The organism is Pseudomonas sp. C 49-2 (assembly GCF_003970195.1).
Taxonomy (GTDB): Bacteria; Pseudomonadota; Gammaproteobacteria; order Pseudomonadales; family Pseudomonadaceae; genus Aquipseudomonas; species Aquipseudomonas canadensis.
Genome location: NZ_RXYG01000010.1, coordinates 89376 through 116082 on the forward strand (window position 1 = coordinate 89376; position 26707 = coordinate 116082).

At 61.2% G+C, this 26707-nt stretch carries 28 protein-coding genes; 14 read left to right on the forward strand and 14 right to left on the reverse strand.

Annotated elements, in window-relative coordinates; genetic code table 11:
- Positions 1-34: 34 nt before the first annotated feature.
- The 3 genes from EJ576_RS20255 to EJ576_RS20265 form a co-directional block, all read right to left on the reverse strand.
- On the reverse strand, positions 35-907 hold the full coding sequence (locus tag EJ576_RS20255) for a phytanoyl-CoA dioxygenase family protein (RefSeq protein ID WP_126570960.1): 873 nt from the start codon (positions 905-907) through the stop codon (positions 35-37).
- A gap of 25 nt (positions 908-932) precedes the next feature.
- Complete coding sequence (locus EJ576_RS20260) at positions 933-2450, reverse strand: amino acid ABC transporter permease/ATP-binding protein (RefSeq protein WP_126570961.1); 1518 nt, start codon at positions 2448-2450, stop codon at positions 933-935.
- Between the two features lie 280 nt (positions 2451-2730).
- Positions 2731-3699, reverse strand: coding sequence for a LysR family transcriptional regulator (locus EJ576_RS20265; RefSeq protein ID WP_122725874.1), 969 nt, complete (start codon positions 3697-3699; stop codon positions 2731-2733).
- A 182-nt stretch (positions 3700-3881) separates the two neighbouring features.
- Here EJ576_RS20265 and EJ576_RS20270 point away from each other — a divergent pair, with 182 nt between their 5' ends.
- The 4 genes from EJ576_RS20270 to EJ576_RS20285 all read left to right on the forward strand — a co-directional run bounded on the left by EJ576_RS20270 (position 3882) and on the right by EJ576_RS20285 (position 6769).
- On the forward strand, positions 3882-4304 hold the full coding sequence (locus EJ576_RS20270) for a RidA family protein (RefSeq protein WP_028617195.1): 423 nt from the start codon (positions 3882-3884) through the stop codon (positions 4302-4304).
- A 17-nt stretch (positions 4305-4321) separates the two neighbouring features.
- Positions 4322-4762 carry a type II 3-dehydroquinate dehydratase gene (locus EJ576_RS20275; protein ID WP_028617196.1) on the forward strand — a complete coding sequence of 147 codons (441 nt, stop codon included), beginning with the start codon at positions 4322-4324 and terminating at the stop codon, positions 4760-4762.
- A gap of 184 nt (positions 4763-4946) precedes the next feature.
- A complete protein-coding gene (locus EJ576_RS20280; protein WP_028617197.1) occupies positions 4947-6197 on the forward strand; it encodes an NAD(P)/FAD-dependent oxidoreductase in 1251 nt (416 codons plus the stop codon).
- A gap of 125 nt (positions 6198-6322) precedes the next feature.
- Complete coding sequence (locus EJ576_RS20285) at positions 6323-6769, forward strand: hypothetical protein (RefSeq protein WP_126570962.1); 447 nt, start codon at positions 6323-6325, stop codon at positions 6767-6769.
- Positions 6770-6823: 54 nt separating this feature from the next.
- On the opposite strand, the gene msrA is transcribed toward EJ576_RS20285, so the two are convergent.
- Positions 6824-7330 carry a peptide-methionine (S)-S-oxide reductase MsrA gene (gene msrA, locus EJ576_RS20290; protein WP_028617199.1) on the reverse strand — a complete coding sequence of 169 codons (507 nt, stop codon included), beginning with the start codon at positions 7328-7330 and terminating at the stop codon, positions 6824-6826.
- A 132-nt stretch (positions 7331-7462) separates the two neighbouring features.
- Here msrA and EJ576_RS20295 point away from each other — a divergent pair, with 132 nt between their 5' ends.
- The 3 genes from EJ576_RS20295 to EJ576_RS20305 are packed head-to-tail and all read left to right on the forward strand — an operon-like array spanning position 7463 to position 10453.
- The gene (locus EJ576_RS20295) at positions 7463-8506 is read left to right on the forward strand and encodes an alpha/beta fold hydrolase (protein WP_126570963.1); all 1044 of its coding nucleotides are present in this window, start codon (positions 7463-7465) and stop codon (positions 8504-8506) included.
- 27 nt (positions 8507-8533) lie between these two features.
- Positions 8534-9052: a DUF2569 domain-containing protein gene (locus tag EJ576_RS20300; protein ID WP_122725853.1), complete on the forward strand. Its 519-nt coding sequence runs from the start codon at positions 8534-8536 to the stop codon at positions 9050-9052.
- 6 nt (positions 9053-9058) lie between these two features.
- Positions 9059-10453 carry a PLP-dependent aminotransferase family protein gene (locus EJ576_RS20305; RefSeq protein ID WP_123474387.1) on the forward strand — a complete coding sequence of 465 codons (1395 nt, stop codon included), beginning with the start codon at positions 9059-9061 and terminating at the stop codon, positions 10451-10453.
- Here EJ576_RS20305 and panB read toward each other — a convergent pair.
- Positions 10441-11256 carry a 3-methyl-2-oxobutanoate hydroxymethyltransferase gene (panB, locus tag EJ576_RS20310; RefSeq protein WP_123474388.1) on the reverse strand — a complete coding sequence of 272 codons (816 nt, stop codon included), beginning with the start codon at positions 11254-11256 and terminating at the stop codon, positions 10441-10443. The genes EJ576_RS20305 and panB overlap by 13 nt on opposite strands.
- Before the next feature lie 139 nt (positions 11257-11395).
- Between panB and EJ576_RS20315 the strand changes: the two genes are divergently transcribed.
- Positions 11396-11557, forward strand: coding sequence for a DUF2986 domain-containing protein (locus EJ576_RS20315; protein ID WP_095016070.1), 162 nt, complete (start codon positions 11396-11398; stop codon positions 11555-11557).
- A 1-nt stretch (position 11558) separates the two neighbouring features.
- Here EJ576_RS20315 and EJ576_RS20320 read toward each other — a convergent pair whose 3' ends face one another.
- The 6 genes from EJ576_RS20320 to EJ576_RS20345 all read right to left on the reverse strand — a co-directional run bounded on the left by EJ576_RS20320 (position 11559) and on the right by EJ576_RS20345 (position 18131).
- Entirely contained in the window at positions 11559-12770 is a 1212-nt protein-coding gene (locus EJ576_RS20320) for a YeeE/YedE family protein (protein WP_126570964.1), read from the reverse strand.
- Between the two features lie 237 nt (positions 12771-13007).
- Positions 13008-13805 carry a DNA/RNA non-specific endonuclease gene (locus tag EJ576_RS20325; protein ID WP_126570965.1) on the reverse strand — a complete coding sequence of 266 codons (798 nt, stop codon included), beginning with the start codon at positions 13803-13805 and terminating at the stop codon, positions 13008-13010.
- Positions 13806-13938: 133 nt separating this feature from the next.
- Positions 13939-14958, reverse strand: coding sequence for a HAMP domain-containing sensor histidine kinase (locus EJ576_RS20330; RefSeq protein ID WP_126570966.1), 1020 nt, complete (start codon positions 14956-14958; stop codon positions 13939-13941).
- A gap of 8 nt (positions 14959-14966) precedes the next feature.
- Complete coding sequence (locus tag EJ576_RS20335) at positions 14967-16427, reverse strand: ATPase domain-containing protein (RefSeq protein WP_122725838.1); 1461 nt, start codon at positions 16425-16427, stop codon at positions 14967-14969.
- Positions 16424-16858, reverse strand: a complete 435-nt coding sequence (locus EJ576_RS20340; RefSeq protein ID WP_122725836.1) for a hypothetical protein — start codon at positions 16856-16858, stop codon at positions 16424-16426. The genes EJ576_RS20335 and EJ576_RS20340 overlap by 4 nt, the downstream gene beginning before the upstream one ends.
- Positions 16859-16919: 61 nt before the next feature.
- A complete protein-coding gene (locus EJ576_RS20345) occupies positions 16920-18131 on the reverse strand; it encodes an MFS transporter (protein WP_122725834.1) in 1212 nt (403 codons plus the stop codon).
- 121 nt (positions 18132-18252) lie between these two features.
- Between EJ576_RS20345 and EJ576_RS20350 the strand changes: the two genes are divergently transcribed.
- Positions 18253-18957: a TetR/AcrR family transcriptional regulator gene (locus EJ576_RS20350; protein ID WP_122725832.1), complete on the forward strand. Its 705-nt coding sequence runs from the start codon at positions 18253-18255 to the stop codon at positions 18955-18957.
- Here the strand turns inward: EJ576_RS20350 and EJ576_RS20355 are convergent.
- The 3 genes from EJ576_RS20355 to EJ576_RS20365 form a co-directional block, all read right to left on the reverse strand.
- Positions 18860-19783 (reverse strand): LysR family transcriptional regulator, encoded by a 924-nt coding sequence (locus EJ576_RS20355; protein WP_122725830.1) that lies wholly within the window; start codon positions 19781-19783, stop codon positions 18860-18862. The genes EJ576_RS20350 and EJ576_RS20355 overlap by 98 nt on opposite strands.
- Before the next feature lie 66 nt (positions 19784-19849).
- Positions 19850-21175: an MFS transporter gene (locus EJ576_RS20360; RefSeq protein WP_126570967.1), complete on the reverse strand. Its 1326-nt coding sequence runs from the start codon at positions 21173-21175 to the stop codon at positions 19850-19852.
- A gap of 187 nt (positions 21176-21362) precedes the next feature.
- Entirely contained in the window at positions 21363-22016 is a 654-nt protein-coding gene (locus EJ576_RS20365; protein ID WP_038844318.1) for a GntR family transcriptional regulator, read from the reverse strand.
- Positions 22017-22188: 172 nt separating this feature from the next.
- On the opposite strand from EJ576_RS20365, the gene EJ576_RS20370 reads away from it, so the two are divergent.
- From EJ576_RS20370 to EJ576_RS20385, 5 genes are all read left to right on the forward strand, one after another.
- Positions 22189-23058, forward strand: coding sequence for an NAD(P)-dependent oxidoreductase (locus EJ576_RS20370; RefSeq protein WP_122725826.1), 870 nt, complete (start codon positions 22189-22191; stop codon positions 23056-23058).
- 28 nt (positions 23059-23086) lie between these two features.
- The gene (locus tag EJ576_RS20375) at positions 23087-23728 is read left to right on the forward strand and encodes a 4-carboxy-4-hydroxy-2-oxoadipate aldolase/oxaloacetate decarboxylase (RefSeq protein ID WP_123474395.1); all 642 of its coding nucleotides are present in this window, start codon (positions 23087-23089) and stop codon (positions 23726-23728) included.
- 143 nt (positions 23729-23871) lie between these two features.
- Positions 23872-24006: a hypothetical protein gene (locus EJ576_RS30065; protein WP_256656628.1), complete on the forward strand. Its 135-nt coding sequence runs from the start codon at positions 23872-23874 to the stop codon at positions 24004-24006.
- A 129-nt stretch (positions 24007-24135) separates the two neighbouring features.
- Positions 24136-25173 carry a YafY family protein gene (locus tag EJ576_RS20380; protein WP_122725821.1) on the forward strand — a complete coding sequence of 346 codons (1038 nt, stop codon included), beginning with the start codon at positions 24136-24138 and terminating at the stop codon, positions 25171-25173.
- A complete protein-coding gene (locus EJ576_RS20385) occupies positions 25170-26702 on the forward strand; it encodes a hypothetical protein (protein ID WP_126570968.1) in 1533 nt (510 codons plus the stop codon). The genes EJ576_RS20380 and EJ576_RS20385 overlap by 4 nt, the downstream gene beginning before the upstream one ends.
- The last annotated feature ends 5 nt before the right edge of the window (positions 26703-26707 follow it).

The following is a 26707-nucleotide window of genomic DNA, read 5'->3' on the forward strand; positions in this document are numbered from 1 at the left end:
CCTGCAAGGTTTTAGTAAGTAGCAAGGAATGTGGCTAGGCAGTGGCTGAGTCTTGTCCGGCCTGTTGCACGAAGAACGAAGCGCCACGGGGCTTTTGCGGCAAGCGCATGTGGTTGTCCGTGGAACGCACCAAGCCACTTTCTTCACCGGCCACCAGCAGGCCGGCATGTGCGCTGGGCAGAGGGTTTTCGCCGAATGGCAGCGCGTCTTCAGCGGCGTACACGCTGATGAAGAGGGTGCGCGGCAGTTCGGTCTCGTTAGGGCTGGAAGCATGCAAAAGGCGGGTGTGCATGAAGCACACGGAGCCCGCGGGACCGTAGCAGGCCACCGCTTGCTGGCAGTGTTCTTCGACGACAGCGTCGTCCACCGAACCGGTAAAACGCTGGTGCTGCCAGTGTGACCACAGCGGGCCTTTGTGGCTGCCGGGGATCACGTTCAGCGGGCCGTTTTCCGGGGTCACTTCGCTGACCATCAGCAAGGCGGTGACGATATCGTCGTTGCTGTGGGGCGTGAACAGGAAGTCCTGGTGCCACTTCACCTGGGTCGCCGTATGGGGCAGTTTCGAGTTGATCTTGCTGTGGTGAAAGCGCGTGCCGTGGGCGCCGATCAACTGCGCGGAAATCGCCGCCATGCGTGAGTGCAACGCCACACGCTCATAGGCCGCTGAAATCTCGGTGGGCGAACTGACCCGGCGCAGCGACGGGTGATCGGCGCGGTGATCGCCCTCCAGATCAAAACGCTCGCGGCCATCGACGGTGGCGCCCCAGCCCTGCGCGTGGCTGCGGCTTTCTTCGACCCACTGGTCGAAATCGTGCTGCAACGCGGCCACTTCTTCCGGCGACAACACGCATTCGACCACCAAGAAACCGTCACGCTGGAATTGTTCGATTTGCGCTTGCTCGATCATTGTGTTTTTCCTGAACGTTGAAAGGTCACGCCAGCGAGACGTCCTTGAGGAACGCCTCTACGCGTGGGTTGTGGCCGCTGCGCAAGGCGCCCGGCGTGTCGTCGCAGACCACGCGGCCCTTCTCCATGAACACGATGCGGTCGGAGACCTTGAAGGCGAAGTTCATCTCGTGGGTGACAATCACCATGGTGATGCCCTCCTCGGCCAGGGCTTCGATGACTTGCAGCACTTCGTTGACTTTCTCCGGGTCGAGGGCCGAGGTGGGCTCGTCGAACAGCATGATCTGCGGGCGCATCATCAAGGCGCGGGCGATGGCCACGCGTTGTTGTTGGCCGCCGGACAGCTGGTGCGGGTATTTCCAGGCATGGTCGAGCATGCCGACCTTGTGCAGCAGTGCGTAGGCCTGTTGCTTGAGCTCGGACGTCGCGCCCAGCCGATGGTATTTCGGCGCCATCAGCAGGTTGTCGAGCACGCTCAAATGCGGGAACAGGTTGAAGCTCTGGAACACCATGCCGATGTTCAGGCGATGTTCGGCGTGCTCGATGTACTGGGGTTTCTGCGCGCCGACTTTGTTCAGGTGAATAAAGGGCTGGCCGTTGATCCTGATCTCGCCGTTATCCAGTTGTTCAAGGCCGTTGAGCAGGCGGATCAGCGTGGTTTTGCCAGAGCCGGACGGGCCGATCACCGACACCACTTCGCCGGGTTGGATCTGCAGGTTGACCGAGCCCAGCACCTCGATATCGTTGTAGGCTTTGTGCAGCCGTGCGGCTTGCAACGCGGGTTCGCCGTTGCTGGCCGGGCGCGCCAAGGCGATGCGCTGTTGGGTGGACAGAGCCAGCACCGCTGCATCGGGAACGCGGGAGACGTTGCGCTGGTTGACGTCGAGAAAGCGCTCCAGGCGTTTAAGCAGGAAGTCGAACACCGTGACGATAAACACGTAGAAGAAAGCCACCGCCGCCATGGTCTCGATCACCAGGAAGTTCTGCGAATACAGACGCTGGCCGACCATCAGGATCTCGGTCAGCGAGATCACCGACACCAACGAGGTGAGCTTGACGATGGAGATGTATTCGTTGGCCAGCGATGGCAACGCCACCCGCAATGCCTGGGGAATCACTACGCGCCATTGGGTGCCGAAGAACTTCAGGCCCAGCGCCCGCGCCGCTTCGCCCTGCCCTTTGGGGATCGAGAGCAGGCCACCGCGATGGATCTCGGCCACGTAGGCAGTCTCGCAGATCACCAGCGCCAGCAGGCCGGACCAGAACGGGTCGGCCAGGATCGCCGAGGTGCCGGGCAACGCTTGCGGCAGGTTGTAGATAAAGATCAGCAGCACCAGCAGCGGCAGGCTGCGGAACAGCCAGATATAACCACGCGCCGGCACGCTGAGCAGGCCGTGCCTGGATTGCTTGGCCAGCGCCAGCAGAAAGCCCAGGCCGATGCTCAAGACCCAGGTCAGGGTACTGAGCTTGATCACCGTCCACGTCGCGCGCCAGAACTCGGCATCGCCCAGCAAACCAAACATGTAATTCCAGTCGAATGTCATCGTCGCTGTGCCCTGAGAAGTTGATCTACATCGATGGGTTCAGAGTCGTGGGGGAGGCGGTTGGGGTCAATTCGTAAAAGCCGGGGCACTGGGTAGGCAGAACCTATGCAGCCTGAGAGCAACCAAAATCCAATGTGGGAGGGGGCTTGCCCCCGATGGCGATGGGTCAGCCAACTGATAGGTAGCTGACACACCGCTTTCGGGGGCAAGCCCCCTCCCACCTTTGGTGCAGGCTTGAATTGGCCGTATTGCGCACGCCACTTACTGGTGCAATCTCAGCTCACACCGCCATCGCCCGTACTGCATGCGGATCAAAAAAGCTCGGCGGCGCCATGCCGGGGATGTACTGGTCGGACACAAACATGCGGCAGCGCTCGGCAAACGCCGACACCACGCGCGACAGCTGAGTGTTGCTGGCCGTGGCGTAGCCCAGGCGCATCGGCCGGTGGGCGCCGGCCAGGCGCAGGCGGATCACGCGCTTGCCGTCCTGGGACAGGTTCGATTTCGGCCGCGCATTCGCGAAGGAATAACCGATGCCGTTGCCCACCATGGCACGCACCGTTTCGAGGTTGGTGGAACGCATGATGATGTTCGGCGTGGTGCCGGCCTGGATAAACAGGCTAAGGAAATAGTCGCGGCTCCACGGTGTGTCGAGCAGCACCACCGGGTAGGCCTCAAGGTCTTGCATGCTCACAGCCGGCGAGTTCGCCAGCGGGTGATACTCGCCGACCATCACATAGGGCGGCAGCTGCGCCAGGGGCTGGAAGTCGATGTCCGGGCTGGTCACTAGGTCGTAGGTCAGGGCGATATCAAGCTCACCACTGCGCAGTTTTTCCAGCAACTCTTCGTGGTTGCCTTCGGCTTGCGTCAGCCGCACGCCGGGAAACGCACGGCCGAAACCAAACACCAATTCCGGCGTGATCATCGGCGCCAGCGACGCCAGGCAGCCGACCCGCAACGGCCCGCGCACGGTGTTCAAGGACTCCGACGCGATGGTGTAAAGGTTGGTCATCTGCTCCAGGATCAGCTTGGCTTCCTGCATCACCAGGCGCCCCACCGCCGTGAGGGAAATGCCCTGGGCGTGGTGGCGGATAAACAGCTGGATGCCCAGCTCGGCCTCCATATGGGTGATCGCCGCCGAGATCGACGGCGACGACACGTGGATGCGTTCAGCGGCAGCACTGATGCTGCCCGCCTCTCCCGACGCAACGAAATACTCCAGTTGACGCTGAGTAATACGACTGAGCATCACGCCTGCCCCTCAACAATGACTGTACCGGAAGCGTTGCAGGGTTCGTGCCGGGTCAGGCGCCAGGCGATGAGTTGCACGGGCTTCGGTTTTTCCTAAGCACTACCCCGCACAAATGCTGGTTTCGTCGTAACCGGGCCAGTGTGAAGCTGGCGGCATCCCGCTTCCCATGAGTTGCCGTTATGCCGACCCACACCCGCATCCGCATGTTCAACACCCAACAGACCTACCCCAACCAGACGCTGGACAACGACCTGTGCCAAGCCGTGCGCGCCGGCAACACCATTTATGTGCGCGGCCAGATCGGCACTGATTTCGACGGCAACTTGGTTGGTCTCGGCGATCCACGCGCCCAGGCCGAACAGGCGATGAAGAACGTCAAGCAACTGCTGGAAGAGGCGGGTTCTGATCTGTCGCACATCGTGAAGACCACCACCTACCTGATCGACCCGCGCTACCGCGAGCCGGTGTACCAGGAAGTCGGCAAGTGGCTCAAAGGCGTATTCCCGATCTCGACCGGGCTGGTGATCTCGGGCTTGGGCCAGCCGGAGTGGTTGATGGAAATCGACGTGATTGCGGTTGTGCCGGATGACTGGCAGCCCTGAATAACCTGGAGTACGCCATGACCCACCCTGTGTTTTTCCTCAACGGGCCCAACGCCAACCTCTACGGCCTGGACAAAGCCGGCACCTACGGCAGCGAAAGCTTCGCCAGCATCCAAGCCCGCTGCCAAGACCTCGCCGCGACCCTGGGCCTGACCTTGGATTTTCGCCAAAGCAACCATGAAGGCGTGCTGGTGGACTGGATTCAAGAGGCACGACTGAACGCCGACGCCATCGTGATCAACGCCGCCGGGCTCAGCTACAGCTCGGTGCCGATCCTTGATGCGCTGCTGGCCTTCGACGGTCCGATCATCGAAGCGCACATGAGCAATATCTGGAAGCGCGAACGCTTCCGGCACCACTCCTACGTGTCCAAGGCCGCCACCGGTGTGATCGCCGGGTTGGGGGCGCTGGGTTACCAACTGGCACTCACGGCCGTGGCCGAGCTTTTAGAAACATAAGCTTCAGAGACAGCCGAGCTGTTGTGGTGAGCGGGCTTGCCCCGCGCTGGGGTGCGAAGCGGCCCCACACCTGACAGCGAGGTTTGCCTGAAAGAACGCCATGACTTGATCAGGGCCGCTACGCGCCCCAGCACGGGGCAAGCCCGCTCACCACAAATAGTTAACCTATCCTCGGGAACCGACCATGTCAGTAGAAACCATCAACACCCTGGTCGTCGGCGCAGGCCAGGCCGGCGTCGCCATGAGTGAACACCTGTCGCTGATGGGCGTGCCGCATATCGTGCTGGAACGCCACCGCATCGCCGAACGCTGGCGTTCAGAGCGCTGGGACTCCCTGGTCGCTAACGGGCCGGCCTGGCATGACCGGTTTCCCGGCCTCACATTCGAAGGCATTTCGCCGGAAGCCTTCCCCCCCAAAGAGCGTATGGCCGACTACTTCGAAGCCTACGTGGACAAATTGCAGGCCCCCGTGCGTACTGGCGTCGAGGTGCAGCAGGTAGAGCGTCATGTGGGACGACCGGGCTTCAAGGTGACCACATCGACCGGCGTGATCGAAGCCGCCAATGTGGTCGCCGCCACCGGCCCGTTCCAGCGCCCTTCCATCCCGAACATCGTCCCGAGCACCGCGCCGCTGCATCAACTGCACTCTTGCACCTACAAGAACCCCGGCCAACTCCCCGAGGGCGCCGTGCTGGTCGTCGGCGCTGGCGCCTCCGGCTCGCAAATCGCCGAAGAACTGCAAAAGGCCGGCAAGACCGTGTACCTCTCGGTGGGCGAACACTACCGCCCTCCCCGCGCCTATCGCGGCCGTGACTACTGCTGGTGGCTGGGTGCATTGGGCCTGTGGGATGAAGTCAAAATCCAGCCGAAGAAGAAGCACGTCGCCTTTGCGGTCAGCGGTTACGAAGGCGGCAAGACCGTCGACTTCCGCCGCCTGGCGCACCAAGGGATTCATCTGGTGGGCGTCACCGAGGATTGGAAAGACGGCGTCATGACCTTCCAACCCGGCTTGGCCGAGAACGTGGCTCAAGGGGATCGCGCCTACTTTGATGTGCTGCGCGATGCAGATGCCTATATCGAAGCGAACGGGTTGCCGTTTCCCCCGGAACCGCAGGCCTGGGAGTTGTTGCCAGATCCTGAGTGTTTGGTGAACCCAGTGTTGAGCCTGGACCTGGCAGAAGCGGGCGTGACCACAATCCTCTGGGCCACTGGCTTCACGTTCGATTTCAGCTGGTTGAAGGTCGATGCATTCGATGAGAAAGGCGAGCCGTTCCACAAGCGCGGGATCTCGGCGCAAAGCGGGATTTACTTTTTAGGCCTGCCGAATCTGGTCAACCGCGCGTCATCGTTTATCTACGGGGTGTGGCACGACGCGAAGTATGTAGCGGACCACATCGTGTTGCAGAATGAGTACATGGCGTACGGCAAATCCTGACGCCCTGACGATGGTTTGGTGTTTTCTCGATTCATCGGTGTTGTGTCAACATGGGCTCTATTACCCCATGGATTTAGCCAGGGAACAGCCGATAGTGCTGCCCTGGGACACAAGGAAACGATGACGTGGCAACAGAAAAAACCAAGAAGGTGTTTTGGTATTCGGCGTGGGGATTGCTGTTCGCAGGTTTGGCCGGCGTGCTGATAAAACAGGCCTTCGAAGAGACACCCGAGCCCAGCAAACCCAGCTACCTCAGCGACCTGATCATCCTGACCGCGCGAACGACGGCTCGTAATCGAATGGTCAACGAGGACATAAGGTTCGACCGGGCGGAAGCGGCCAACAGCCACGCGATAAGGTTCTATTACACGCTGGTCAATTACGATACCCAGCCTGATAGCTTTGACTTGGACGCGACATTCTCAGACATCACCCAGGCTATTTGCGCCGCGCAGATGCCAAAAGACTCGTCAATTCTCACACTGGGCGGCACCTTCATTTACATTTTTGGCAGTAAAAACGTAAAAGAGGTTGGGCGATTCGAAATCGACAAGCAGAGTTGTGCTGGCTGACCGTAAAGGGGACGGATTGACTCGCCCCCTTTAGTGTTATGCCGTTGCCCTGTCTTAACCGCGCTTCGGCAACTTCCAGTTCGGCCGAATAAAGTGGCAGGTATACCCGTTGGGAATCCGCTCCAGGTAATCCTGATGCTCCGGCTCTGCCTCCCAAAACGGCCCCGCCGGCTCAATCTCCGTCACCACCCGCCCTGGCCATAACTTCGATGCATCCACATCCGCAGCCGTGTCTTCGGCAATGTCACGCTGCTGCTCACTCAGGTAATAAATCGCCGACCGATAGCTCGGCCCCAAATCATTCCCCTGCCGGTTAGGCGTGCTCGGGTCATGGATCTGGAAGAAGAACTCCAGAATCTGCCGATAACTGATTACCGCCGGGTCAAACACGATCTCGATCGCCTCCGCATGGTTGCCATGGTTGCGGTAGGTGGCATTCGGCACATCGCCGCCGGTGTAGCCGACGCGGGTGTGCAGCACGCCGGGGTAGCGACGCAACAGGTCTTGCATGCCCCAGAAGCAGCCGCCGGCGAGGATGGCGGTTTCGGTTGGGTTGGTCATGGTCGGTTCTTCCGCGCAATGGATACAGGCAAGTTATGGGGTTGGGTTGGCAAATACCAAGGGTAAAGGGGGGTACCCAGACGATCGGTTTCAGGTAATGATGCGCGACCAAAATCAAGGAAGATAACAACAATGAAAACCGCCTTGCGCGCCCTGCTTGTGTTTTGCCTGACCACGCCCGCCCTCGCGGCCGAAAGCCCTGTCGGCTTCAAGACCACCACCCTGCCCGACGCGCAGACCAGCCGCCCGCTGGAAATGGTGGTCTGGTATCCCGCTGCTGCAACCACCGCAAAACCCCAGCTGATCGCCGACAACGGGGTGTTCATCGGCGCCCTCGCTGTGATAGATGCACCACCGGCTGCCGGTGAGCATCCTTTGGTCGTGCTCTCCCACGGCTACGGCGGTAATTGGGGCAAACAGGTGTGGTTGGCCAGTGCCTTGGCGCACAAAGGTTACATCGTGGCGGCAGTCAACCACCCTGGCACCACCACCAAAGATCGCAGCCCGCAGGCCGCCGCTCAACTATGGAAACGCCCGGCCGACCTGAGCCGTGCCATTGATGCGGTCCTGGCCCAGCCCAAGCAATTTGGCGCGGTGGCAAAAAATCGCATTGCCGCCGTCGGCCACTCCCTCGGCGGTTGGACCGTGCTTGAGATTGCCGGCGCGCGTTTCGATCCCGATCTGTTCACCCAAGCCTGCGACGCACACCCGAAGCTCGGCGGCTGCATGGGTTACCACGAGATGAACCCCGCCGGCACACCCGAAGGCAAAGTCCAGTTGGCCGCTGACTTGAGCGACAAACGCGTCACCGCCATTGTGTCCCTGGACCTGGGCCTCGCGCCCGGCTTCACCGACGCCAGTCTGGCCACACTTTCCGTACCGGCGCTGGTGATCGCGGGTGGCGTGCCCACGGAAGATATGGACCCTAACCTGGAGTCCGCCGCGCTGGTCAAGCGCCTGCCCAAAGCCTCGACCCAGTACGTGGAGATCGGCGACGCCACTCACTTCACGTTCATGTCGATCTGCAAGCCGGGCGGCATGGAGCTGATTGAAGAAAGTTCGCCGGGCGATGGCATGATTTGCCGGGATGGAGAAGGGGCTCGGCCAAGGGCAGAGATCCAACAACAGGTGGTAGGACTGATGACTGCGTTTCTGCAGCAATCGTTCAGCCATTGATCAACTGAGTCACCCATGGAGCGCAACATGCAAGAAAGCGAAGAGTTGAGAGGGTTACGAGGCTGGCTCGTGCTCATTGTAATAGGCCTGGTCATCTCGATTTCCCGCACGGCCTATAGCCTGCTTGCGGTGCATTACCCTGTTTTTGCGGATGGCACCTTTACCCTGCTGTCGACGCCTGGGACTGAGTTGTACAACCCGTTGTGGGCGCCGATTCTGGTGTCGGAAGCGCTGATTAATGTGTTGTTTGTCGCCACCTACGCGTACCTCATTTACCTCTTCATCACCGAGCACTATCTATTTCCCAAGGTTTATATCGCGACGGTGATTGCGTCGGCGGTGTTCATTCCGCTCGATGCCTGGGTGTGCTCATTAGTGTTCGTAGATGAACCCATCTTCGACGCCAACACGACAAAAGAGCTGGCACGGACATTGATCGCCTTGTTCATATGGGTGCCTTACATGCTGGTCTCCAGACGGGTAAAGGCAACGTTTGTCATGCATAAGCCGCAGAGCGCTGACGCGCACACGACCGTCGGCTCTTGAGTACGCATGGCTAACCCCAAGGACACCGCTTTCGCCTATCAAGCGGTGTACCGCTACCTCGTCGAGCTGATCGAGGCTGGCCCCGCGCAAAGCGAGCAAAAACTGCCGTCCCTGCGCCAATTGGCGCAGCGCCTCGGCGTGTCGGTGTCGACCACCAAATACGCCTATTCGTTGCTGGAGGATGAGGGACGGATCTACGCACGGCCCAAGCTCGGTTATTTCACGCGGTGGATACCCGCGCCTTTGTCGACTGAACGCTCATCCAACCTGCTCGACCAGGTCTTCGCCAACTCCCGCCAACCGGGCATGCTGGCCTTGAGCGCCGACGTCCCGGCCATCCTGCTGTCGCTGGAAAACCCGCTGCTGATGATCGAGCGCGAACTGGCCCGCCACTACCCGCGTGCCCTGACACCGCAGTACTTGCCCTTCGGCGAGCCCGAGTTGCGCGCGGCATTGGCTGAACGCTACACCTGTTCCACGGGCAACTACTGGCAGGCCGATCAGGTGTACATCGGTGCGGACCTGCACAGTGTGTTGGAGCTGGCGCTCAACGCCCTGGACCTGGCAGGCAGCGTGGCGCTGGTAGAGTCGCCGTGTTCGTGGGCGATCCTGCGCCAGTTGCAGGCGGCGAACATCCGTGTGATCGAACTGCACCTGGACCACAACGGTCGTTTCGACCTGCTGGCCCTGAATGAACTGCTCGAACATACGCCCGTCCGCCTGGCAGTGCTGTCATCCACCGTGAACATTCCCCACGGCAGCCGCATGCCCGCCGAGGATAAGCAGCAGGTCTGCCGGTGGCTGGCGGAGCGGGCTATCTGGTTGTTCGAAAACGACACGTACGGCGACTTGTATTTCGCGCCCCAACCGGCGCGCTATCGCGACTTTGCCGACCCACAGAAGCTGCTGGTTTTCTCGACCTTCGACAAGGTGATCGGCTCGGAAGCCCCCTATGGTTATGTGCTGTGCCGTGCGTGTGAGCCGCAGTTGCAGCGTTTGTTCCTGGAACGGGCGTTTCGCCTCTCACCGATCCGTCAGAAAGCGATCGCCAAGCTGTACACCTCCAAACGCATCGACGCGCACCTGCACAAGCTGCGGGCCTTGCTGCACGAGTGCATGATCCGCATGAAAAACCTGCTGGACGAATACGCCCAGGGCGCCTTTGAGGTCATGACTCCGCAAGGCGGCGCGTGCTTCTGGCTTGCGGCGACGCACCCGGTCGACATGCGCCAGGTGCTCGAACGCTTGCTGGCCGAGCGCATCGTCATCGCCCCCGGTGAACTGTTCAGCCAGCAAGGCAGCTGGAAACAGCACCTGCGCCTGAGCTTCACCCTCGATTGGAGCAAGGATATCGCCCAGGCCGTGGAGCAGTTGTCGCACGCGGTTCGTCAGAGCCCGTAGCAGTGCCGCGCCTCTGGGAAGCGGCCGTGGCGAACGTCTTCGGCAAACCGCTCGCAGGCGTCGCGGATCACTGCCCCCACATCCGCGTACTGTTTGACGAAGCGCGGCAGGTGTTCACCGCCCAGGCCCAGCACATCTTCGGTGACCAGCACTTGGCCGTCGCAGGCCGGTGATGCGCCGATGCCGATAGTCGGCATTTTCGAGTCGAGGGTGATCTGACGGGCCACGCCTTCAGCCACGCCTTCGAGCACCAGGCTGAACGCCCCCGCCTGCAGATTGGCCCGTGCGTCCTCGGCAATCCGTGCGCCGGCTTCAGCGGTGAGGCCCTGGGCCTTGAAGCCGCCCATCACGTTGATGAATTGCGGCATCAGTCCTATATGGGCCATCACCGGAATACCCCGCGCCACCAGGAATTCGACAGTGCCGGCCAAGGCCTGGTTGGCCTCCAGCTTCACGGCATCGCAGCCCGTGCGCGCCAGCACCTGGGCGCAATTGCGAAAGGCCTGCTCGTTGGATTCCTGATAACTGCCAAACGGCATGTCGGCAATGACACACGCCAGGCGCGTGCTGTCGACCACGGCGCGGGTGTGGCCGATGATTTCTTCAAGCTGCATGCTCAAGGTCGAAGGCCGGCCATAACCGACCATGGCCGTGGAATCGCCGATCAGGATGAAATCGACCAACGGATCGATCAGCTTGGCGATGGCACTGGAGTAGGCCGTCAGAGAGACGATTTTCTGCTGCCCTTTCATGGCAACCAATTGTGGGACGGTCAGGCGTTTAGTGCGGATGTGGAGGCTCATCTGGTGACTTCCGTTGTGCGGTGGAGCACCCGATTATTGGCGAAAGGACAGGCGATTCAATGCACAGATCGGCGCTAAAAAGCGACCCAGTGAGCGAAGCTGGTATCATCCCGAGCCTGAACAACCCGGGTAGAACGACATGAACCGCCAGAAAAAACTCCAGCAGCTCTTCAAGGAAAAAGCCAGGAAGGCCAACGCGAAATTGGCGCCGAAGAAAAAGGATAAATACATCAGCAAGGCGGATCGGGAAAAGCTGGCGGCTGAAGCGGCTCAGGCGCCAGACAGTTCCCCGGAAAGCTGATTCAGCAACCGCTCAATGCCACCTGCGGCCGCTCACCCGCAAAGAAATACGGTCGCAGACGCACACCCACGCTGTTGCCAATGAACGCCGCCACCAGCCATACCCAGCCATGCAGGCTGCCCGAGGCGATGCCGCTGAAGTACGCGCCGATGTTGCAGCCGTACGCCAAGCGCGAACCGTAGCCGAGCAGCAGGCCGCCGATCACCGCAGCCACCAGTGAGCGCGCCGGAATCTTCAGGCTGGGGGCGAAACGCCCGGCCAGGCCGGCGGCCAACAACGCGCCGAGGACGATACCGATATCCATCACGCTGGTGATGTCTTCCCACACCGGCGCAGCCAGCGCCTTGGCGTTGCCCTGCATCTGCCAGAACGCCCAGCTGGCTACGTCCACACCCAAGCCACTGGCGACTTTGGCCCCCCACAGCGCAAACGCCGAGGTAATGCCCCAAGGCCGCCCTGCCAATGCCAGGGTGGCGTAGTTGAGCAAAGCCAGGCCGATGGCGCCCCACACCAATGGCCACGGTCCGCGCAGAAAGCGGCGCAGGCCTTGGTGCTCGCTTTTCACGCTCTCCTCCAATTGACCATGACGGCGCTTCTCCAGGCGCACGGTCACCAGCGCAATGATCGCGAACACCGCCAGGCTCAGGCCCATCGCCGGCACCACGCCGAAGCTCTTGACGATGGACACCGCCGGGAAGGCCGGCAGCGCAAACCACCAGTCCACGTGGTGCGTGGCGATCAGCGAACCACAGATAAAGAAGAACAACGTCACCAGCATGCGCGCATTGCCGCCGCCCACGGTGAACAGCGTCCCCGACGCACACCCGCCGCCCAACTGCATGCCGATGCCAAAGATGAACGCCCCAAACACCACCGACACCCCGGCCGGCGCCACCAGCCCGACCACCGGCTGCCCGAACAAACTGCCCGCCCCCAACGCCGGGAAGAACAACAGCACCGCGATCGCCAGCATCACCATCTGCGCACGCAAACCGGCGCCACGGCGATCATTGATGAACACGCGCCAGGCCGAGGTAAACCCAAAGGCGGCGTGGTAGAGGGTCAAACCCAGTGCCGCGCCAACCACCAGCAACAGCACCTGGTGCGAGCCGACGCTGTTTTGCAGGAACAGGGCGCCCAGCACCAGGATGATAAAGGCCACCAACGGCGCAACGGGCTTGCGCACGGGAGCGAGAGGAACAGAGGTGTTCATGGGGTATCTCGGTAGGTTTGAATGGGCGCGAGTATAAACCCCAACCCAAGACATTGTGGTGAGCGGGCTTGTCCCGCGCTGGGCTGCGAAGCGGCCCCATTAAAAACACCGAGCATCGTCAGTTAAACCGAGTCGCCAGAATTTAGGGCCGCTTCGCAGCCCAGCGCGGGCGGTGCGACGATTCGACAAGCCCGCTCACCACAAAAAATTTATGTGCCATTGGAAAAAGAGGCTTGGTCAACCCCGCCCCACCGACCCCGACACCGGAAGATCCCCCAACAACCTGAGCCCGGTGCTCTTCACAAACGTCTCGTAATCCATCGGCCTTTGAATGCGCGTCTCCGCATTGGGCAGCACATACGCCCAGGCACGTTTGCTGGAGGCGTCGTACACCAGCTTGAACAGGCGCGTCGGCACCCAGACCTTGTTGTCGCCGATGGTGCCGTAGCCAGCATCGAACAACGGGCCGGTGAACACATACACATCGCCGCCAGCACGCTTGGCGAACTTGCGCACGTCGGCCTCGACCTTGCTCCAGATCTTGCGGTTGTTGGTCGGGTCTTGCGGCACCATGTTCGACAGCGCGAACGACTGGGCCATGGCGTGGGCGTCAGGCGCATCAGCGGCCGGAGCCTGGTGGCCGCGGTCCACCGCCGGATGCTGGCTGCGGTAGTCACTCAGCTCCGCGCGCCCCGCCTTGGGGATGCGTGGGTCGGGGTAGAACTGGTTGGTGCGTTCCTCGCCTTTGGCGTCTTTCAACTGCGCGGCGTTCAGACGTTCGACCACCACCAGCGGCGTCTTGCTGGTTTGCGAGTACAGCACCGCAAAGGTGTCGGAGCACAGCGCCAGAGGCTTCATCGATGCCGGGACGGTGGCGGTTTTGATCGGCGTGGTGGCGGGGAAAAGTTGCGCGCAACCTTCAAACGAACTGCGTTGCTGCGCGGGGGAATAGGGATTGGCCAGGCTGCGAGCGTCGACAGCGGCGCAAAGCAAAACAAGGGCCGACAGCCCGACTGCAATGTTGCGTAGGTACATGCGTTAGATCTTATGGTGAGGGTGAAACGGACGACAGGCTCCGAGGCGCTGAGCCGACAGACGCGCGACCTCAGGCGATCGGGCGGAGCTTATGGACCCTCATAAGCCAATTTGGTGCCGCGCGCTCGCCCCGTTATGCCAATAGCGGCAGCATCACCACAAACTCGCTGCCCTTGCCGTGGCCCTCACTCACGCCCGTCACCGTGCCGCCGTGGGCTTCCACCAGTTCGCGCACGACGGTCAAGCCAATACCCAGGCCTGCACTGTTGAAACCGATAGCGTGCGCGTCTTGCACGTAAGGATCAAAAATGAACGGCAAAGCCTTGGCGGTCACACCGATGCCGTTGTCACAAATGCTGATCCTCACCTGCTCGGCCTCGACGGTGACAACCATCGAGATTTTGCCACCCACTTGGGTGTACTTGGCTGCGTTACCCAGCAAGTTGTGCAGTATCTGCGCAAGCCTCACCGGGTCGCCGTTCATCAGCAGACTAGCGTCGGGAAGCGCCACATCAAATTGCTGGTTACGCGCGACCATCACTGGACTACAGGTATCGACAGCAGCATTGAGGATGCGCAGCATGTCCACCTCACGGCAGTGGATGCGCAGCTTGCCGGTGCTGGCGCGCGACACATCCAGCAGGTCGTCGACCAACTGGGATATATGCTGAACCTGGCCTTCGATCAACTCGCGCATGCGCGGCAGTTGGTCGCTGGGCAACCTGACCATGCGCTCGGCGATCATGCTGATGGGTGTCAGCGGGTTGCGCAGTTCATGGGCCACCATCGCCAGGATACTTTTCTGCTGGCCCAGCGCACGTTCGGCGGTGCCCTGAAGGTCCTGAGCGCTGAGCGCGGCGATTACCAACTGCGCATTCGCTTCGCGCAGTTCCTGGAACAGCTGCTGCTCCTCGACCTGAGGCGCCGCAGTCGCATCGGATTGCGCAAGGAGTATTGCCAGCACCAACTGCTGATTGGCTTCGATCAATTGTTCGACGTGCTGAGCGTCCTCCAGACGATTGTTCGCGTCATTCAACTGGTCCTGCAGCGCAGCCAACACGGCGCGGGCTTTAACGGTTTTGCGACCGAGCAGGAAGAGTTCGTGGGCCGCGTTGGCGACCCTGCGCTCGTCTTCTCCGGCGCCGTTATTCATACGTCAGCTCAAACATTGTCACTCCCTGTGCGCCGGGTAGTCGGGCGACCACCCAGCAGCCCCTCCTGATCAGGCAGCATCTCGCCGATCTGCAGGCCGTCGTCATTGATGTGGTATTGGCGCAACTCATCGCAGTGAGCACTGGCGCGCACCTTGACCACGGCCATGATGCGCAACAACCGGCTGCGTACTTCGATGTAGCGCTGCACGATGATCGCATCGGTCAGGAACGCCGTGCCGTAGGGACTGAAGCGCAGGTCGGTGTAGCGGTCTTCCAGTTCCGAGGTCATCAACACGCTGACGCCGGCGCGGGTCAACGCGGTGACCATGCGTGACAACGACTCACGGAAGTCCGCGCGGAACGTCGGCGCGAGAGCCAGCTCAAAGCCCGACAACGAATCGATGACCACCCGCGTGGCACTCAAGCGGGTGATTTCGCTGAGGAGCAAGTGAACAATTTCGTCAATCGACAGGTCAGGCGCCCGACTGTCCACCAAACCGACCTTCCCGCTTGCGATCAAATCGGCCAGCACCGCGTTTTGCGAGTGGTTGGGGCGTTGCTCAAACACCGCGATAACCCCGGTTTCGCCACTGCGCGCGCCCTCGGCCAGGAAGGTCGCCGCCAAAACGCTTTTACCCGACCCCGAAGGCCCTGCAACCAGCAGCGAATAACCCCGTGGCAATCCGCCGCCGAGCATCTCGTCAAGGCGTGGTACGCCCATTTTCAGGCGCTGCACAGGCAGTGTCATCGGTTTATCGACCGGGTTCAGCGCGGCCGGTGCAAAAACCTTGATGCCCGAACTGGCGATACGGAAGGTGTGCAGCCCCGGCAAAGTCGGTTGGCCGCGCATTTTCATGATTTCCAGCTTGCGCACCATCGAATTGCGTTCGACGCTCTGGCGCATCCAGATCAGCCCATCGGCCACGGTGAAAATCGGGTTGGTGTCGGTCTCGGTGAAATACTCGCCAATCAGGAAAGTGGTCGCCTGCCAGGTGGTCATTAACATGCCCAGCTGTTGAACGAACTGCGGCAGGTTGTTATTGGGGTTGTGCTGAGTCTGGCTGGCCATCACCACCGAGCGGAAGGAGTCGACAAACACCAGCGACGGCGAGTGCGCCTCCACTTCGCTGACAATGCGCCGCAGCACTTCATCCAGGTCTCCGGCCAGGGTGTCGTCGGCCAAGTTGATGTAGCGGATCGACTGGCTGATCGCTTCGTCGTCGAAAAAGTCGAACTGCTGCTGATAACGCAGCATCTTCAGCGGCGGCTCGCCCAGCACCGTGAAAAACAGCGCGGGACGTTCGGGTGTCGCCAGGGCAAACATCATCTGATGCGCCAGGGTGGTCTTGCCACAGCCGGGCGGGCCGGCGATCAGGTTGAACGAAAACTCCGGCAAACCTCCGCCCAGCACCTCGTCCAGACCTGGCACACCGGTAGCCAGGCGGTTGATAGTTACTTTGGTGCTCATGGCGAATTTTCCTGCGAAGGGGTGTCGCTCAAAGAAGGTGCCCACACGTCGCGCAATAAACGGGCGGTCAGCGAGGGTCCGATCAGCGAGGTGAGCAAGGTGTAGAAGGTGGTCAGCAGCACCTCACCGAAAAACAGCGCATCGGCTTCACTCTGCTCGAGCAATACGGCCTTGAGGCCGTCACGGTCGGGCGTTGCCTGCAAATGCTCGTAAGTACCGGCCAAGCGGGCATGGGACGAGGCACTGAGGTGCAGGCTGCGGCGCAACAGTGCGACACAGCCTTGCTGCCCGATGATGGGCGTGAGTGCTGCGTCCATGTCCTGCAATATCGAAATGATCGCGTCGGCGATGCCTGCAATATCAGCGGTGGGACCAACACGGTGCGCCAGAGAAGCTACGATCTGGCGGCTCTCTTCGCTTAGCGTGGACATGAAAGGCTAATATCCGATGAATTGAGACCCAGCCTACACCTTATGGCGCCCGACCGAGGGTTTAATGCGCCACGACTGCCGCACCCGCCCGTTGCCCGGGCTTGAAACCATGCTCGCGCGCCGCCCACGCGATCACCAGCGCCACCCCGATCAACACCAGCATTGCCCACGGAAACGACGCCACGCCCCAGGTGTCCAGCAACACCCCGCCGACCACACCGCTGCCAGCAATCGCGCTGTTCCACGCCACCACATTCAGCGACAGCGCCACGTCCGCGCCGTCCCCCGCCGCATCGGCCAAGGCGGTTTGCAGCAAGGTCGCGGCGCCGCCGAAACTCAGGCCCCACACCGCTACGCCGACGTAGATCACCTCAGGTACATTCCCCAGGAAGCCGAACACCAGGCTTATCGCCGCAAAGGTCACCAAACTCACCAGCACGGTTTTACGCAGCAGCGGCTCGACCAATTTGGCCGTAAGCCAGATCCCTGCCAACGCGGCGACCCCGAACACCAACAGCACCAAGTCGACTCGGTCCGTCAAACCTGCAGGCACCACGAACGGCGCAATGTAGGTGTAGAGCATGTTGTGCGCCAGCATCCAGCTGATCACCACCGCCAGCACCGGCCGTACGCCCGGTGTGGTCAACACCTTGCCCAAGGACAGGCGTTGATGCGCGGGTTGAGGCGCGTAGTCCGGGACTTTCACCAACACCCACGCAATCAACACCAGGCTCACCGCCGACATCAAGCCAAAGGTCGTGCGCCAGCCCACCAGCCCACCCAGCCACGTACCCAACGGCACACCCAACGACAAAGCAATCGGCGTACCGACCATCGCCAGTGCCAGTGCCCTGCCCTGTTGGTGCGGCGCAACCATGCGCCGGGCGTAACCGGCCAGCAGGCTCCAGGCCAGGCCCGCCGCCACACCGGCAAAGAACCGCGCCACCAGGGTCACGCCGTAGTGAGACGACAACGCGGTGATGGAGTTAAACAGCAAAAAGCCGACGATGGTCAGCAACAACACATTGCGCCGCCGCCAGCCACGGGTGGCGATGGTCATGGGAATCACCGCCAGCACCGAGCCCAAGGCATAGGCCGTGACCATCTGCCCAGCCATCGACGGCGAAATCGCCAGCCCCTCGCTGATCAACGGCAACAGGCCCGCCGGTAGCGTTTCGGTGACGATGCAGATGAAGCCGGTCATGGCCAGGGCAAGCAAAGCACCGATGGGCAAACGGTCGGATGACGCCGGTAACGTAAGTGAGGGGGTCACGGGAAACTCCTTGAGCGGGACTTAGATACTGATCGATATAAATGTTGCAGGCGAGCGCAGTGCGTTGTCAACGACTTATGTATCGACTAGTATTTATCTCGCTATCCACCGGAGACCAGACATGGCACAGATGGGCCGCCCCCGCACTTTCGACCGCGAACACGCCGTAGACCAGGCGTTACACCTGTTCTGGCAGCACGGCTACGACGCCACCTCCCTCGCCCAGCTCAAGGCCGGCTTGGGTGGCGGTATTTCCGCGCCGAGTTTTTACGCGGCGTTCGGTTCCAAAGAGGCGTTGTTCGATGAATGCGTGCAGCGTTACCTGGCAACCTACGCCCAGGTCACTGAGTGCCTGTGGGACGAAAGCCTATTACCGCGCAAGGCGGTTGAAACAGCACTGCGCCAGTCGGCGCGCATGCAGTGCGAAGACGGCCACCCCAAGGGCTGCATGGTAGCGCTGGGGGTGATGAGTGCACCGAGCCCGGAGAATGCGCGGGTGGCGGGCGGGTTGACGCAGTCGCGACGACGCACCAGTGCGGGGATTGTGGCGTGTGTGGAGCGGGCGATGCGCCTGGGCCAGTTGCCGAAAACGCTCAACCCAGACGTGATGGCGACGGTGTTTGACAGCTTCCTGCAGGGCATTTCGATCCTGGCGCGGGACAATGTGCCCCATGCAACCATCGACGCAGCGATCAGCCAACTGCTGTTGACCTGGGATATCGCCGCCTCTACGGCGCCGCCCATTCGTCCCGACACTGCATCAGGAAATCCACAAACGCCCGCACCCGATGCGGCACATAGCGCCCATGGGGATACAACAAGGTAAACGGCCGCGAGCGCCCGCCAAACGGTTGCAACACCTCAACCAGGCTGCCAGTGGCCAACTCCTGCTCGACAATGAACTTGTAGGTCTGGAACAACCCCGCGCCATGCTTGGCCAGGGTCACGCCGCCAAGTACATCGTCGGAGCAACTGTACCCCGCCTCCCCCGCATATTCCTGAGGCTTGCCATCCACCTGAAATAACCATGAGATGCGCCGGCCACTGCTCGGCAGTTCGTACTGGATGCATTCATGGGCGGGCAAATCTTCCAACGTCTGTGGGATGCCGGCGCGCTTCAGGTAGGACGGTGACGCCACTATCACCAATTCGCCGTCTTCCAACAGGCGTGCAATCAGCGACGAGTCCGGCTGGGCGCGCACGCGGATGGCCAGGTCATACCCTTCGGCGACAAAGTCGATATTGCGGTTGCTGATGTGGATATCCACCGTGACTTGTGGGTACAGCGCACGAAACTTCGGCAGTAGCGGCAACAAGCGGTGATGGGCGTAGGTGGTAGGAATGCTAATGCGCAGCAAGCCCGACGGCACGGCCTGTGCGCCCATCACTTCCTGCTGGGCTTCCACCAGCTGGGTCAGGGCCTGGCGGCATTGCTCGAAGAACGTCCGGCCGCTGTCGGTGAGACGGATGCTGCGGGTGGTGCGCACAAACAGGCGTGAACCCAGGCGTTCTTCCAGGCGCGAAATGCTGCGGCTCACGGCAGCCGGGGTGACACCCGCCACCTGCGCGGCGGCGGTGAAGCTGCTGGCTTCGGCGGCGAGGCAGAAGAGTTCGATACTGCCGAGCTGCAAATCTTCGAAATGGCGCTTCATAGGGGGGCACCGGGGATTTCTCTCAGGGCTGCCACGCTAGCCTCAGCGGCCCTGAACACGCAAGCGCTAGCGTAAAACCGGCACCGGCTCAGCAATGGTCAGCAGCACGACGAAACTGGCAAAGGAGCCGATCGCCATGAACAGGAATACCTGGGACCAGCCGTAACTGTCGAGCAGCAACCCCACTAGAAACGGCGCCGCCGCGCCACCCAATTGCCCGCCCATGTTCACGATGGAACTGGCAATCGGAAAGGTCTTCTTGGTGGCCAGGCCCATCGGGTAAACCATGTAGGACGAGTAACCGATGCTGATCAAGGTGCCGGTGAGGAACAGCAACGCAGCGTACAACGTCGGGTCATTCGGTGAGTTGATCAGCGCGTACATGGTGCCGACCGTGGCCAGCGCCGAGAGCATCATGCCGGGCTTGCGCCGCTTGCCCAACACGCGGTCGGACAGGATACCGCCGAGCAGGTTACCGCAGATCGCCCCCACCCACGGCGCCGCCGAAACAAAGCCCATGTTCATGATCGAGAACTGTTTGACCGTCATCAGGTAGGTGGGAATCCACGACAACAACACCATGGTGATGCCCACCTGGAAGCTGTAGCTCAGCGCACAGCCGACCACGTTCCAGGACCGAAACAACCCGCGACTGGTCGCGATAGGTTCCACCGGTTTGACGCGGATAAAGGCGTCCAGGCGCTTGAAGTGCGGTTGCGCGCCTTCGGTTTTCCGGGTGATGACGTTGTTGGTTTCATCGGTGATGTGCGCCAGCTCGCCGGCATTCACAAAGCGGCTTTGCGCCGGCTGGTTGGCCACCAGGAAGTACCACGCGATGGACAGCACAATGCCCGGCACGGCAAAGATGTAGAAGATCTCACGCCAGCCCCACATCGCCACGATCGCCACGCACAAGGGTGGCACGATCACCGGGCCGAACTTCACCGCGGCCAGGAAAATACCCGTCGCCGTGCCCTTCTCCTTAGCCGGGAACCACTGGTTGATGGTCGACGCGATGCCAATCGGCAGCGGGCCTTCGGCAATCCCCAGGGCAAAACGATAAATCTTCAAGGCCAGCACCGAATTGACCGTGCCCATCAAGGCCGTGAACACCGAGGTGGCAATCATCGAAAACGAGAAGATCTTGCGCACCCCGAAACGGCTTGAGGCAAAACCCGAGGGGATCTGCGCCAGTGCGTAGGCCAGCAGGAAGACACTGAGCAACGCACCGGCTTCGGCGTTAGTCATCGGGTATTCCTCGCGGATAAACGGCAAGGCCACGCCCACGTTGGCGCGGTCGGCCGAGGCCACGGTGTACACGAGAAAAAACAGCCCTGCGACGATCCAGCGGAAACGCGACGGTTTTTCAGCGGTGGAGACCTGAATACTCATACGGGATACCTGGTTTTATTATTGGAATGTGCCGTGTGTGTCGAATCCGGGGTGCAGGCTCCCGCTGAGGCAGGTTCAGCCACCTCAGGTCTGGCGTTTCTTCGGGTCCCTGTGAATGTCAGGCAGGAGTCATTGCCCGGTCTCGTGGCGCCGACTCTAACGCATATTGTTTTAGTTTTGTATTTTTTTATCGACGAACGGGCGACTCACTGCGCCGCGCCATGAAGCGCAGGTAGGCCATGCGGATATGGGTTTGCATGGCGCGCTGGGCCAACTCGCCATCGTTCTGCTCGATGGCATAGGTGATGTCCAGGTGCTGTTGCAGGCTGCGTTCCAGGTCGGCCGGGCGGTAGAGAAAAAACGAACGGGTGATCACCGGCATGTCGATCAAGGTCGCAAGCATCGACTTGAGCCGCTGCGAACGGGCGATCTCCAGTACCTGCGCGTGGAAGGCACGGTTGGCCTCCTGCACGCGCAGGGTCACATCGGGCCCCTTGCTGGCGATGGCATCTGCCATCAGCGCGTTGATACGGTGCAGTTCAGCCACGTCCTGCGGCGTCGCGCGCTGGGCGGCGAGCAGAGCGGCATGGGGTTCGAGCAACTCGCGCAAGCTGAACATTTCTTCCAGGTCCCACTGGGTCCAGCCGGCGACAAACACCCCACGGTTAGCCTCGATCACCGCCAGGCCGTCGTCCACCAGCTTCTTCAGCGACGCGCGCACCGGCGTGCGGCTCAGGCCGAATTCCTTGCCCAGCGGTTCTTCTTTGAGTTGCGTACCAGGCTCGTATTGGCCGGCAATGATGCGGTTTCTCAAGGTCTCGTAGATGAGATCGTTGGCCATGTTTACCTTCTGTATCGAGGTGGGTCAGGGCTCTGCCCCGGGGTGCCAGCAGCGGATTCTGAGGCTTGTCGCACACCAATGACAGTGTACCGTCCGCGGACTTTGTACAAAAATCGTTTGCAATCACCTAAATTGTATTTTAATTGTATTGTCACCTGAATCCGGAGGCGACATGAAAATAACAATCGTAGGGCTCGGCGAAGTCGGCCGTTGCTATGCCCAGGCCTTGGCGTCCAATACCACCGTGGAGCTGCTGTTCTGCGAGCAACGCATCGCACCGGCTGCACAACGGTTGGCGGACCAATTGGGTGTACAGATCCACCCTGGCATCGGCGACTGGCTGGCCGAGTCGGACTGCGTACTGTCTTGCGTGGTGGGGACGCAGTCCCTGGAAGTGATCCGTGAATGCCTGGCGCACCTCAAGCCCGGCGCGCTGTTCGCCGACCTCACCACCGCCGCCCCCGAGCGCAAGCGCCTGGCCGGTGCAGAGGCCGCGCAGCAACGGGTCGACTACGTAGACGTCGCGATCATGGGCGCCATCGCTTACCTGCGGGAAAAGACCCCGCTGCTGTGCTCCGGCGCCAAGGCGGATGCATTTGTCGAACTGTTGCTCGCCGCCGGGGCCACCGCGCGCGCCCTGCCCGCCAGCCAACCCGGCGATGCCATCACCCTGAAGATCCTGCGCAGCGTTTTCACCAAAGGCATGGAGGCACTGGCAGTGGAAGTATTGCTGGCGGCCGAACGCCAACAACTGCGCCCCGCCCTCTATGAAGTGCTCAAGGACATCGACCAGGCACCTCTGCCCGCCTTCCTGGAAATGCTCGTGTCCACCCACGTGGTGCACGCCACGCGACGCCTGCATGAAGTCGAAGAAGCCGAGCGCCAACTGGCCTCGCTCGGCATTGCCAGCAGCGTACTCGGCGGCGTGCGCCAGCGCTTCAGCCACAGCAGCGAAGGCCTGGCACTGGAACCGATCACCGAAGAAAAACCGAGCCTAGCCCAAGCATTGGATTGGCTCGGCCGTCATACCCCAGCCGCTTGAACAGCCCTTATAAAAACGGAACGCCACCATGCCTGTTACCCAAGACCAACTCGACACCCTCAAACAACTGGGCACCGCCACCATCCACGAAGCCCAGGGCCAGAAAGGCGCCCTGGACAGCGGCCTGCGCCCGGTCGACCCGAGCCTGCGCCTGGCCGGCCCGGCCCTGACCGTAGACTGCCGTCCCGACGATAACCTGGCCATCCACTACGCACTGACCAAAGCCAAACCCGGCGATGTGCTGGTGGTGGACGCCAAGGGCTTCATGGAAGCCGGCCCCTGGGGCGACCTACTGACCCTGGCCTCACAAAAGCTCGGGATTGTCGGCCTGGTCATGAACGGCGCGGTGCGCGACGCCAACGCCATCATCGAGATGGGCTTCCCGACCTTTTCCCGCGGCCTGAGCATCAAGGGCACCAACAAATGCCAACCGGGCAAAGTCAACGTGCCCATTGTGATCGGCGGCGTGAACATCAATCCGGGCGACATCATCGTCGGCGACCGCGATGGACTGGTGGTGGTGGAGCAGGATCGCGTTGAAGACGTGATCCGATTGAGCCGTAGTCGGGAAGATAAGGAAGATGGGATTCGGGCGGGGCTGGAGGCTGGGAAAAGTACGGTTGACCTGCTGGGGTTGGCGCCGACGCTGGAGAAATTTGGGATGCGCTGAACCCTCAGCACTGATGGAAGCCGCCCCCTGTGGCGGCTTCTTTCGCTTTATTCGAGCCAACTTTTTTCCACCCCCGCCACCAGACGACACTGCCTGTCGCCACCTCGATGGAGGATGCCCTCAACGAACCCAGAGGTGCCTCCATGAAAGCTCTAGCCTGTTTCGCCATCGGCGTCGTAGTCGGTGTGGTTCTGATGAAAAACAACCAGGCCTTCGACGAACTACAGAAAGAACTCGACCGTGAAAAACGCCGGAACACACCCCCCAATGCGGCGTAGCCCCACACAATGATGGCATTTTTCGCCTTGGCTAGTCCGGCGGTTAATGTTAAAAAGCCATCAATGGAATTGCTCGCAGGCTCAGTACGACCTGCAGCTCATCAAGGTCGATTCGAGCACTGTTGCCCCATGTCAGATCCCAAAGACCGTCTATTCAGGCACCTGGCCCTGCTACGCCTGATCCCTCGCGAACCGCGCAGTATTTCCACCGCCGAGCTGCTGCAAAGGCTCAGGGCCGAACAGTTCGACCTCGACTTGCGCACCCTGCAACGCGACCTTACCGGACGTCTCGGCCTGGATTTCCCATTGCTCTGCGATGAAAGCCAACGCCCTTATCGCTGGAGTTTCCCCAAGGACACGCCGCAGTTCGACTTGCCCGCCCTCGACACGCCCACGGCGTTGGCGTTTGCCTTGGCCGAGAGCCATTTGGCCAAGCTGCTACCGCCCAGCGTGTTGAACCTGCTGGCGCCACACTTCGAGTTGGCACAGCGCCAACTCCAAGGTTTGCAACACAACACGCTGGCGTATTGGGCAAAGCACGTGCGCGCGGTGCCCAATGGCAAGGCTCTACAACCGGCACCGATTGAAGATGCCGTGTGGTCCGACGTCGCCGCTGCGCTCCTCGAGGCACGGCAACTGGACATCGTGTACCAAAGCCGCAGCAAGGGCGACCAAAAGACCCTGCGTATACACCCGGCGGGAATAGTGTCGCGGCACTCGGTGAGCTACCTGCTGGGCACGGTTGCGGGTTACAACGACGTGCGCCAGTTTGCCCTGCACCGCATCCACCAGGCGACATGCCTGGAAGAAGCCGCCCATGTGCAAGCCGACTTCGAGATCGATCACTACCTGCAGGGCGGTGGTTTCAACAGCGCCGGCCCGGTCGCACACCACACGTTGATCGCCGACGTCGCCCCCTCGATTGCCTGGCTGCTCAAGGAAACACCGCTCAGCGCCGAGCAAACCCTTACTCCACTGCCTGGCAGCGATTGGCAACGCCTGCACGCCCAGGTGCCAGACGACCAGGAAACCTTCTGGTGGGTGTTCGGCCTTGGCGAAAGTATTCACCTGCATCAACCCGTCAGTTGGACCCAGGCCATCGCCGAAAAGCTGAGCAAGATGACCGCGCTGTACACCCCTGACTACGCCCGACAGGAGGCTCAATGAAGCCCTACGACCCAAACGCTCGCCAGGACCAGACCCAGGCGGACATCGCCCAGACCGCCACCGCGCTGTCCACCAGTGAAGTGGTCAACCGCTTTGGCAGCGCCAATGCCGAGTACATCAAGGGTTTCACAGGTATCGACAATGAAGTCGGCGTCACCTTGAGCAAAGGTCTCAAGGGCATCAGCACCGAAGGCACGGGAATCAAACAGCGTGCGGGCTGGGCCGGTGAGGTGGCCAGCACCAGCCGCGACAATGCAGAGGCGATCATCAGCAAGTCGACCGAACGCACGATTCGCAGTGATGACCTGAAGCACTACGGCATCCAGACCGACAGCAAGTACCGCGAAGCCGTCGACCGTGTGAAAGTGAATGCCAACGGCGACATCGTCTACGAAGCCCAGACCAAACTGGAGGCCAACGGCAACCGCGTCGCCAACCAGGTCAGCCACGAAGACCACAAGTACAAAAAGTATTTCGGCAAAAAGCTCGAGCTGCCCAGCGAACAAGTGGATGACGCCCGCGCCTACTGTCGCAATCGAGCAGCCGGCCTGCGCGAGCGTGCCGACAAACTTGAACTGAATGACCAGAAGGACCTGGCAGAAAAATTCCGCGAACGCGCCGACAAGTTCGACCAGTTGGAACGCGAAGACATCGTTGACTTGGGCATCACCACCGAGCAGGCCATCGATTACGTCAAGAATCCCAAAGGTGAAACCCTCAAGGACATTGGCAGAACCAGCCATCGTGCCGGCATCGAAGGCGCAAAAATCGGCGCCGTCGTCGGGGGCTCGATTTCGCTGATGACCAACCTGTTCAGCGTCGCCCTGGAGCAAAAACAACTGGGAACAGCGGTACAGGATTTGGCCATCGACACAGCCCAGGCCGCGGCACTTGGCTACGGTACGGCGTTCGTCGGTGCCGCCATCAAAGGTGGCCTGCAGCAATCGGGCAACCAGACACTGTGCACCCTATCAAACACCAATGCGCCGGCGATGATCGTCGATATCTGCCTGTCGCTCGGTGGCTCGATCAAGCGCTACGTCAACGACGAAATCAGCGAGGCGCAATTGCTGCATGAAGTCGGCGAAAAAGGCGCCGGCATGCTGTCCAGCGGCATGATGGCTGCACTGGGGCAAGTGGCGATCCCGATCCCGTTCGTGGGTGCCGCAATTGGCGGAATGATCGGCTACACCTTGTCCTCCATGTTCTACAAAGTTGCTCTGGAAGCCGCCGAAGGCGTAGAGCACTCCCGCATTCACTTGGCGCGTGCGCAGGCCATTGAGGCTGCTGCACGCCAGAGCATTGCCGACGAACAAACGCGGCTGGACGCGTTCGTGCGACGCGAATTGCCGCAACTGGAACAGGCGACGCAGCAGTTGTTTTCCACTGCCGGTATTGCCAGCAACCACATCGACACGATGGCCGCCGCCATCAACCAATACGCCGGTTTATTGGGCCAACAACTGCAGTTCCAAAGCATCGCCGAATTCGATGACTTCATGGACTCCGACAGCCCGCTGACCCTGTAATCCGC

What these genes read in the sequence shown, in the direction of transcription:
- EJ576_RS20375 (WP_123474395.1), top strand. Translation starts at nt 23,087, where the DNA reads ATGCCTGTTACCCAAGACCAACTCGACACCCTCAAACAACTGGGCACC.
- EJ576_RS20355 (WP_122725830.1), bottom strand. Translation starts at nt 19,783, where the DNA reads ATGAAGCGCCATTTCGAAGATTTGCAGCTCGGCAGTATCGAACTCTTC.
- EJ576_RS20330 (WP_126570966.1), bottom strand. Translation starts at nt 14,958, where the DNA reads ATGAATAACGGCGCCGGAGAAGACGAGCGCAGGGTCGCCAACGCGGCC.
- EJ576_RS20380 (WP_122725821.1), top strand. Translation starts at nt 24,136, where the DNA reads ATGTCAGATCCCAAAGACCGTCTATTCAGGCACCTGGCCCTGCTACGC.
- EJ576_RS20295 (WP_126570963.1), top strand. Translation starts at nt 7,463, where the DNA reads ATGAAAACCGCCTTGCGCGCCCTGCTTGTGTTTTGCCTGACCACGCCC.
- EJ576_RS20305 (WP_123474387.1), top strand. Translation starts at nt 9,059, where the DNA reads ATGGCTAACCCCAAGGACACCGCTTTCGCCTATCAAGCGGTGTACCGC.
- EJ576_RS20260 (WP_126570961.1), bottom strand. Translation starts at nt 2,450, where the DNA reads ATGACATTCGACTGGAATTACATGTTTGGTTTGCTGGGCGATGCCGAG.
- EJ576_RS20275 (WP_028617196.1), top strand. Translation starts at nt 4,322, where the DNA reads ATGACCCACCCTGTGTTTTTCCTCAACGGGCCCAACGCCAACCTCTAC.
- EJ576_RS20255 (WP_126570960.1), bottom strand. Translation starts at nt 907, where the DNA reads ATGATCGAGCAAGCGCAAATCGAACAATTCCAGCGTGACGGTTTCTTG.
- EJ576_RS20300 (WP_122725853.1), top strand. Translation starts at nt 8,534, where the DNA reads ATGCAAGAAAGCGAAGAGTTGAGAGGGTTACGAGGCTGGCTCGTGCTC.
- EJ576_RS20385 (WP_126570968.1), top strand. Translation starts at nt 25,170, where the DNA reads ATGAAGCCCTACGACCCAAACGCTCGCCAGGACCAGACCCAGGCGGAC.
- EJ576_RS20320 (WP_126570964.1), bottom strand. Translation starts at nt 12,770, where the DNA reads ATGAACACCTCTGTTCCTCTCGCTCCCGTGCGCAAGCCCGTTGCGCCG.
- panB (WP_123474388.1), bottom strand. Translation starts at nt 11,256, where the DNA reads ATGAGCCTCCACATCCGCACTAAACGCCTGACCGTCCCACAATTGGTT.
- EJ576_RS20270 (WP_028617195.1), top strand. Translation starts at nt 3,882, where the DNA reads ATGCCGACCCACACCCGCATCCGCATGTTCAACACCCAACAGACCTAC.
- EJ576_RS20315 (WP_095016070.1), top strand. Translation starts at nt 11,396, where the DNA reads ATGAACCGCCAGAAAAAACTCCAGCAGCTCTTCAAGGAAAAAGCCAGG.
- EJ576_RS20325 (WP_126570965.1), bottom strand. Translation starts at nt 13,805, where the DNA reads ATGTACCTACGCAACATTGCAGTCGGGCTGTCGGCCCTTGTTTTGCTT.
- EJ576_RS20370 (WP_122725826.1), top strand. Translation starts at nt 22,189, where the DNA reads ATGAAAATAACAATCGTAGGGCTCGGCGAAGTCGGCCGTTGCTATGCC.
- EJ576_RS20340 (WP_122725836.1), bottom strand. Translation starts at nt 16,858, where the DNA reads ATGTCCACGCTAAGCGAAGAGAGCCGCCAGATCGTAGCTTCTCTGGCG.
- EJ576_RS30065 (WP_256656628.1), top strand. Translation starts at nt 23,872, where the DNA reads ATGAAAGCTCTAGCCTGTTTCGCCATCGGCGTCGTAGTCGGTGTGGTT.
- EJ576_RS20265 (WP_122725874.1), bottom strand. Translation starts at nt 3,699, where the DNA reads ATGCTCAGTCGTATTACTCAGCGTCAACTGGAGTATTTCGTTGCGTCG.
- EJ576_RS20280 (WP_028617197.1), top strand. Translation starts at nt 4,947, where the DNA reads ATGTCAGTAGAAACCATCAACACCCTGGTCGTCGGCGCAGGCCAGGCC.
- msrA (WP_028617199.1), bottom strand. Translation starts at nt 7,330, where the DNA reads ATGACCAACCCAACCGAAACCGCCATCCTCGCCGGCGGCTGCTTCTGG.
- EJ576_RS20335 (WP_122725838.1), bottom strand. Translation starts at nt 16,427, where the DNA reads ATGAGCACCAAAGTAACTATCAACCGCCTGGCTACCGGTGTGCCAGGT.
- EJ576_RS20365 (WP_038844318.1), bottom strand. Translation starts at nt 22,016, where the DNA reads ATGGCCAACGATCTCATCTACGAGACCTTGAGAAACCGCATCATTGCC.
- EJ576_RS20350 (WP_122725832.1), top strand. Translation starts at nt 18,253, where the DNA reads ATGGCACAGATGGGCCGCCCCCGCACTTTCGACCGCGAACACGCCGTA.
- EJ576_RS20360 (WP_126570967.1), bottom strand. Translation starts at nt 21,175, where the DNA reads ATGAGTATTCAGGTCTCCACCGCTGAAAAACCGTCGCGTTTCCGCTGG.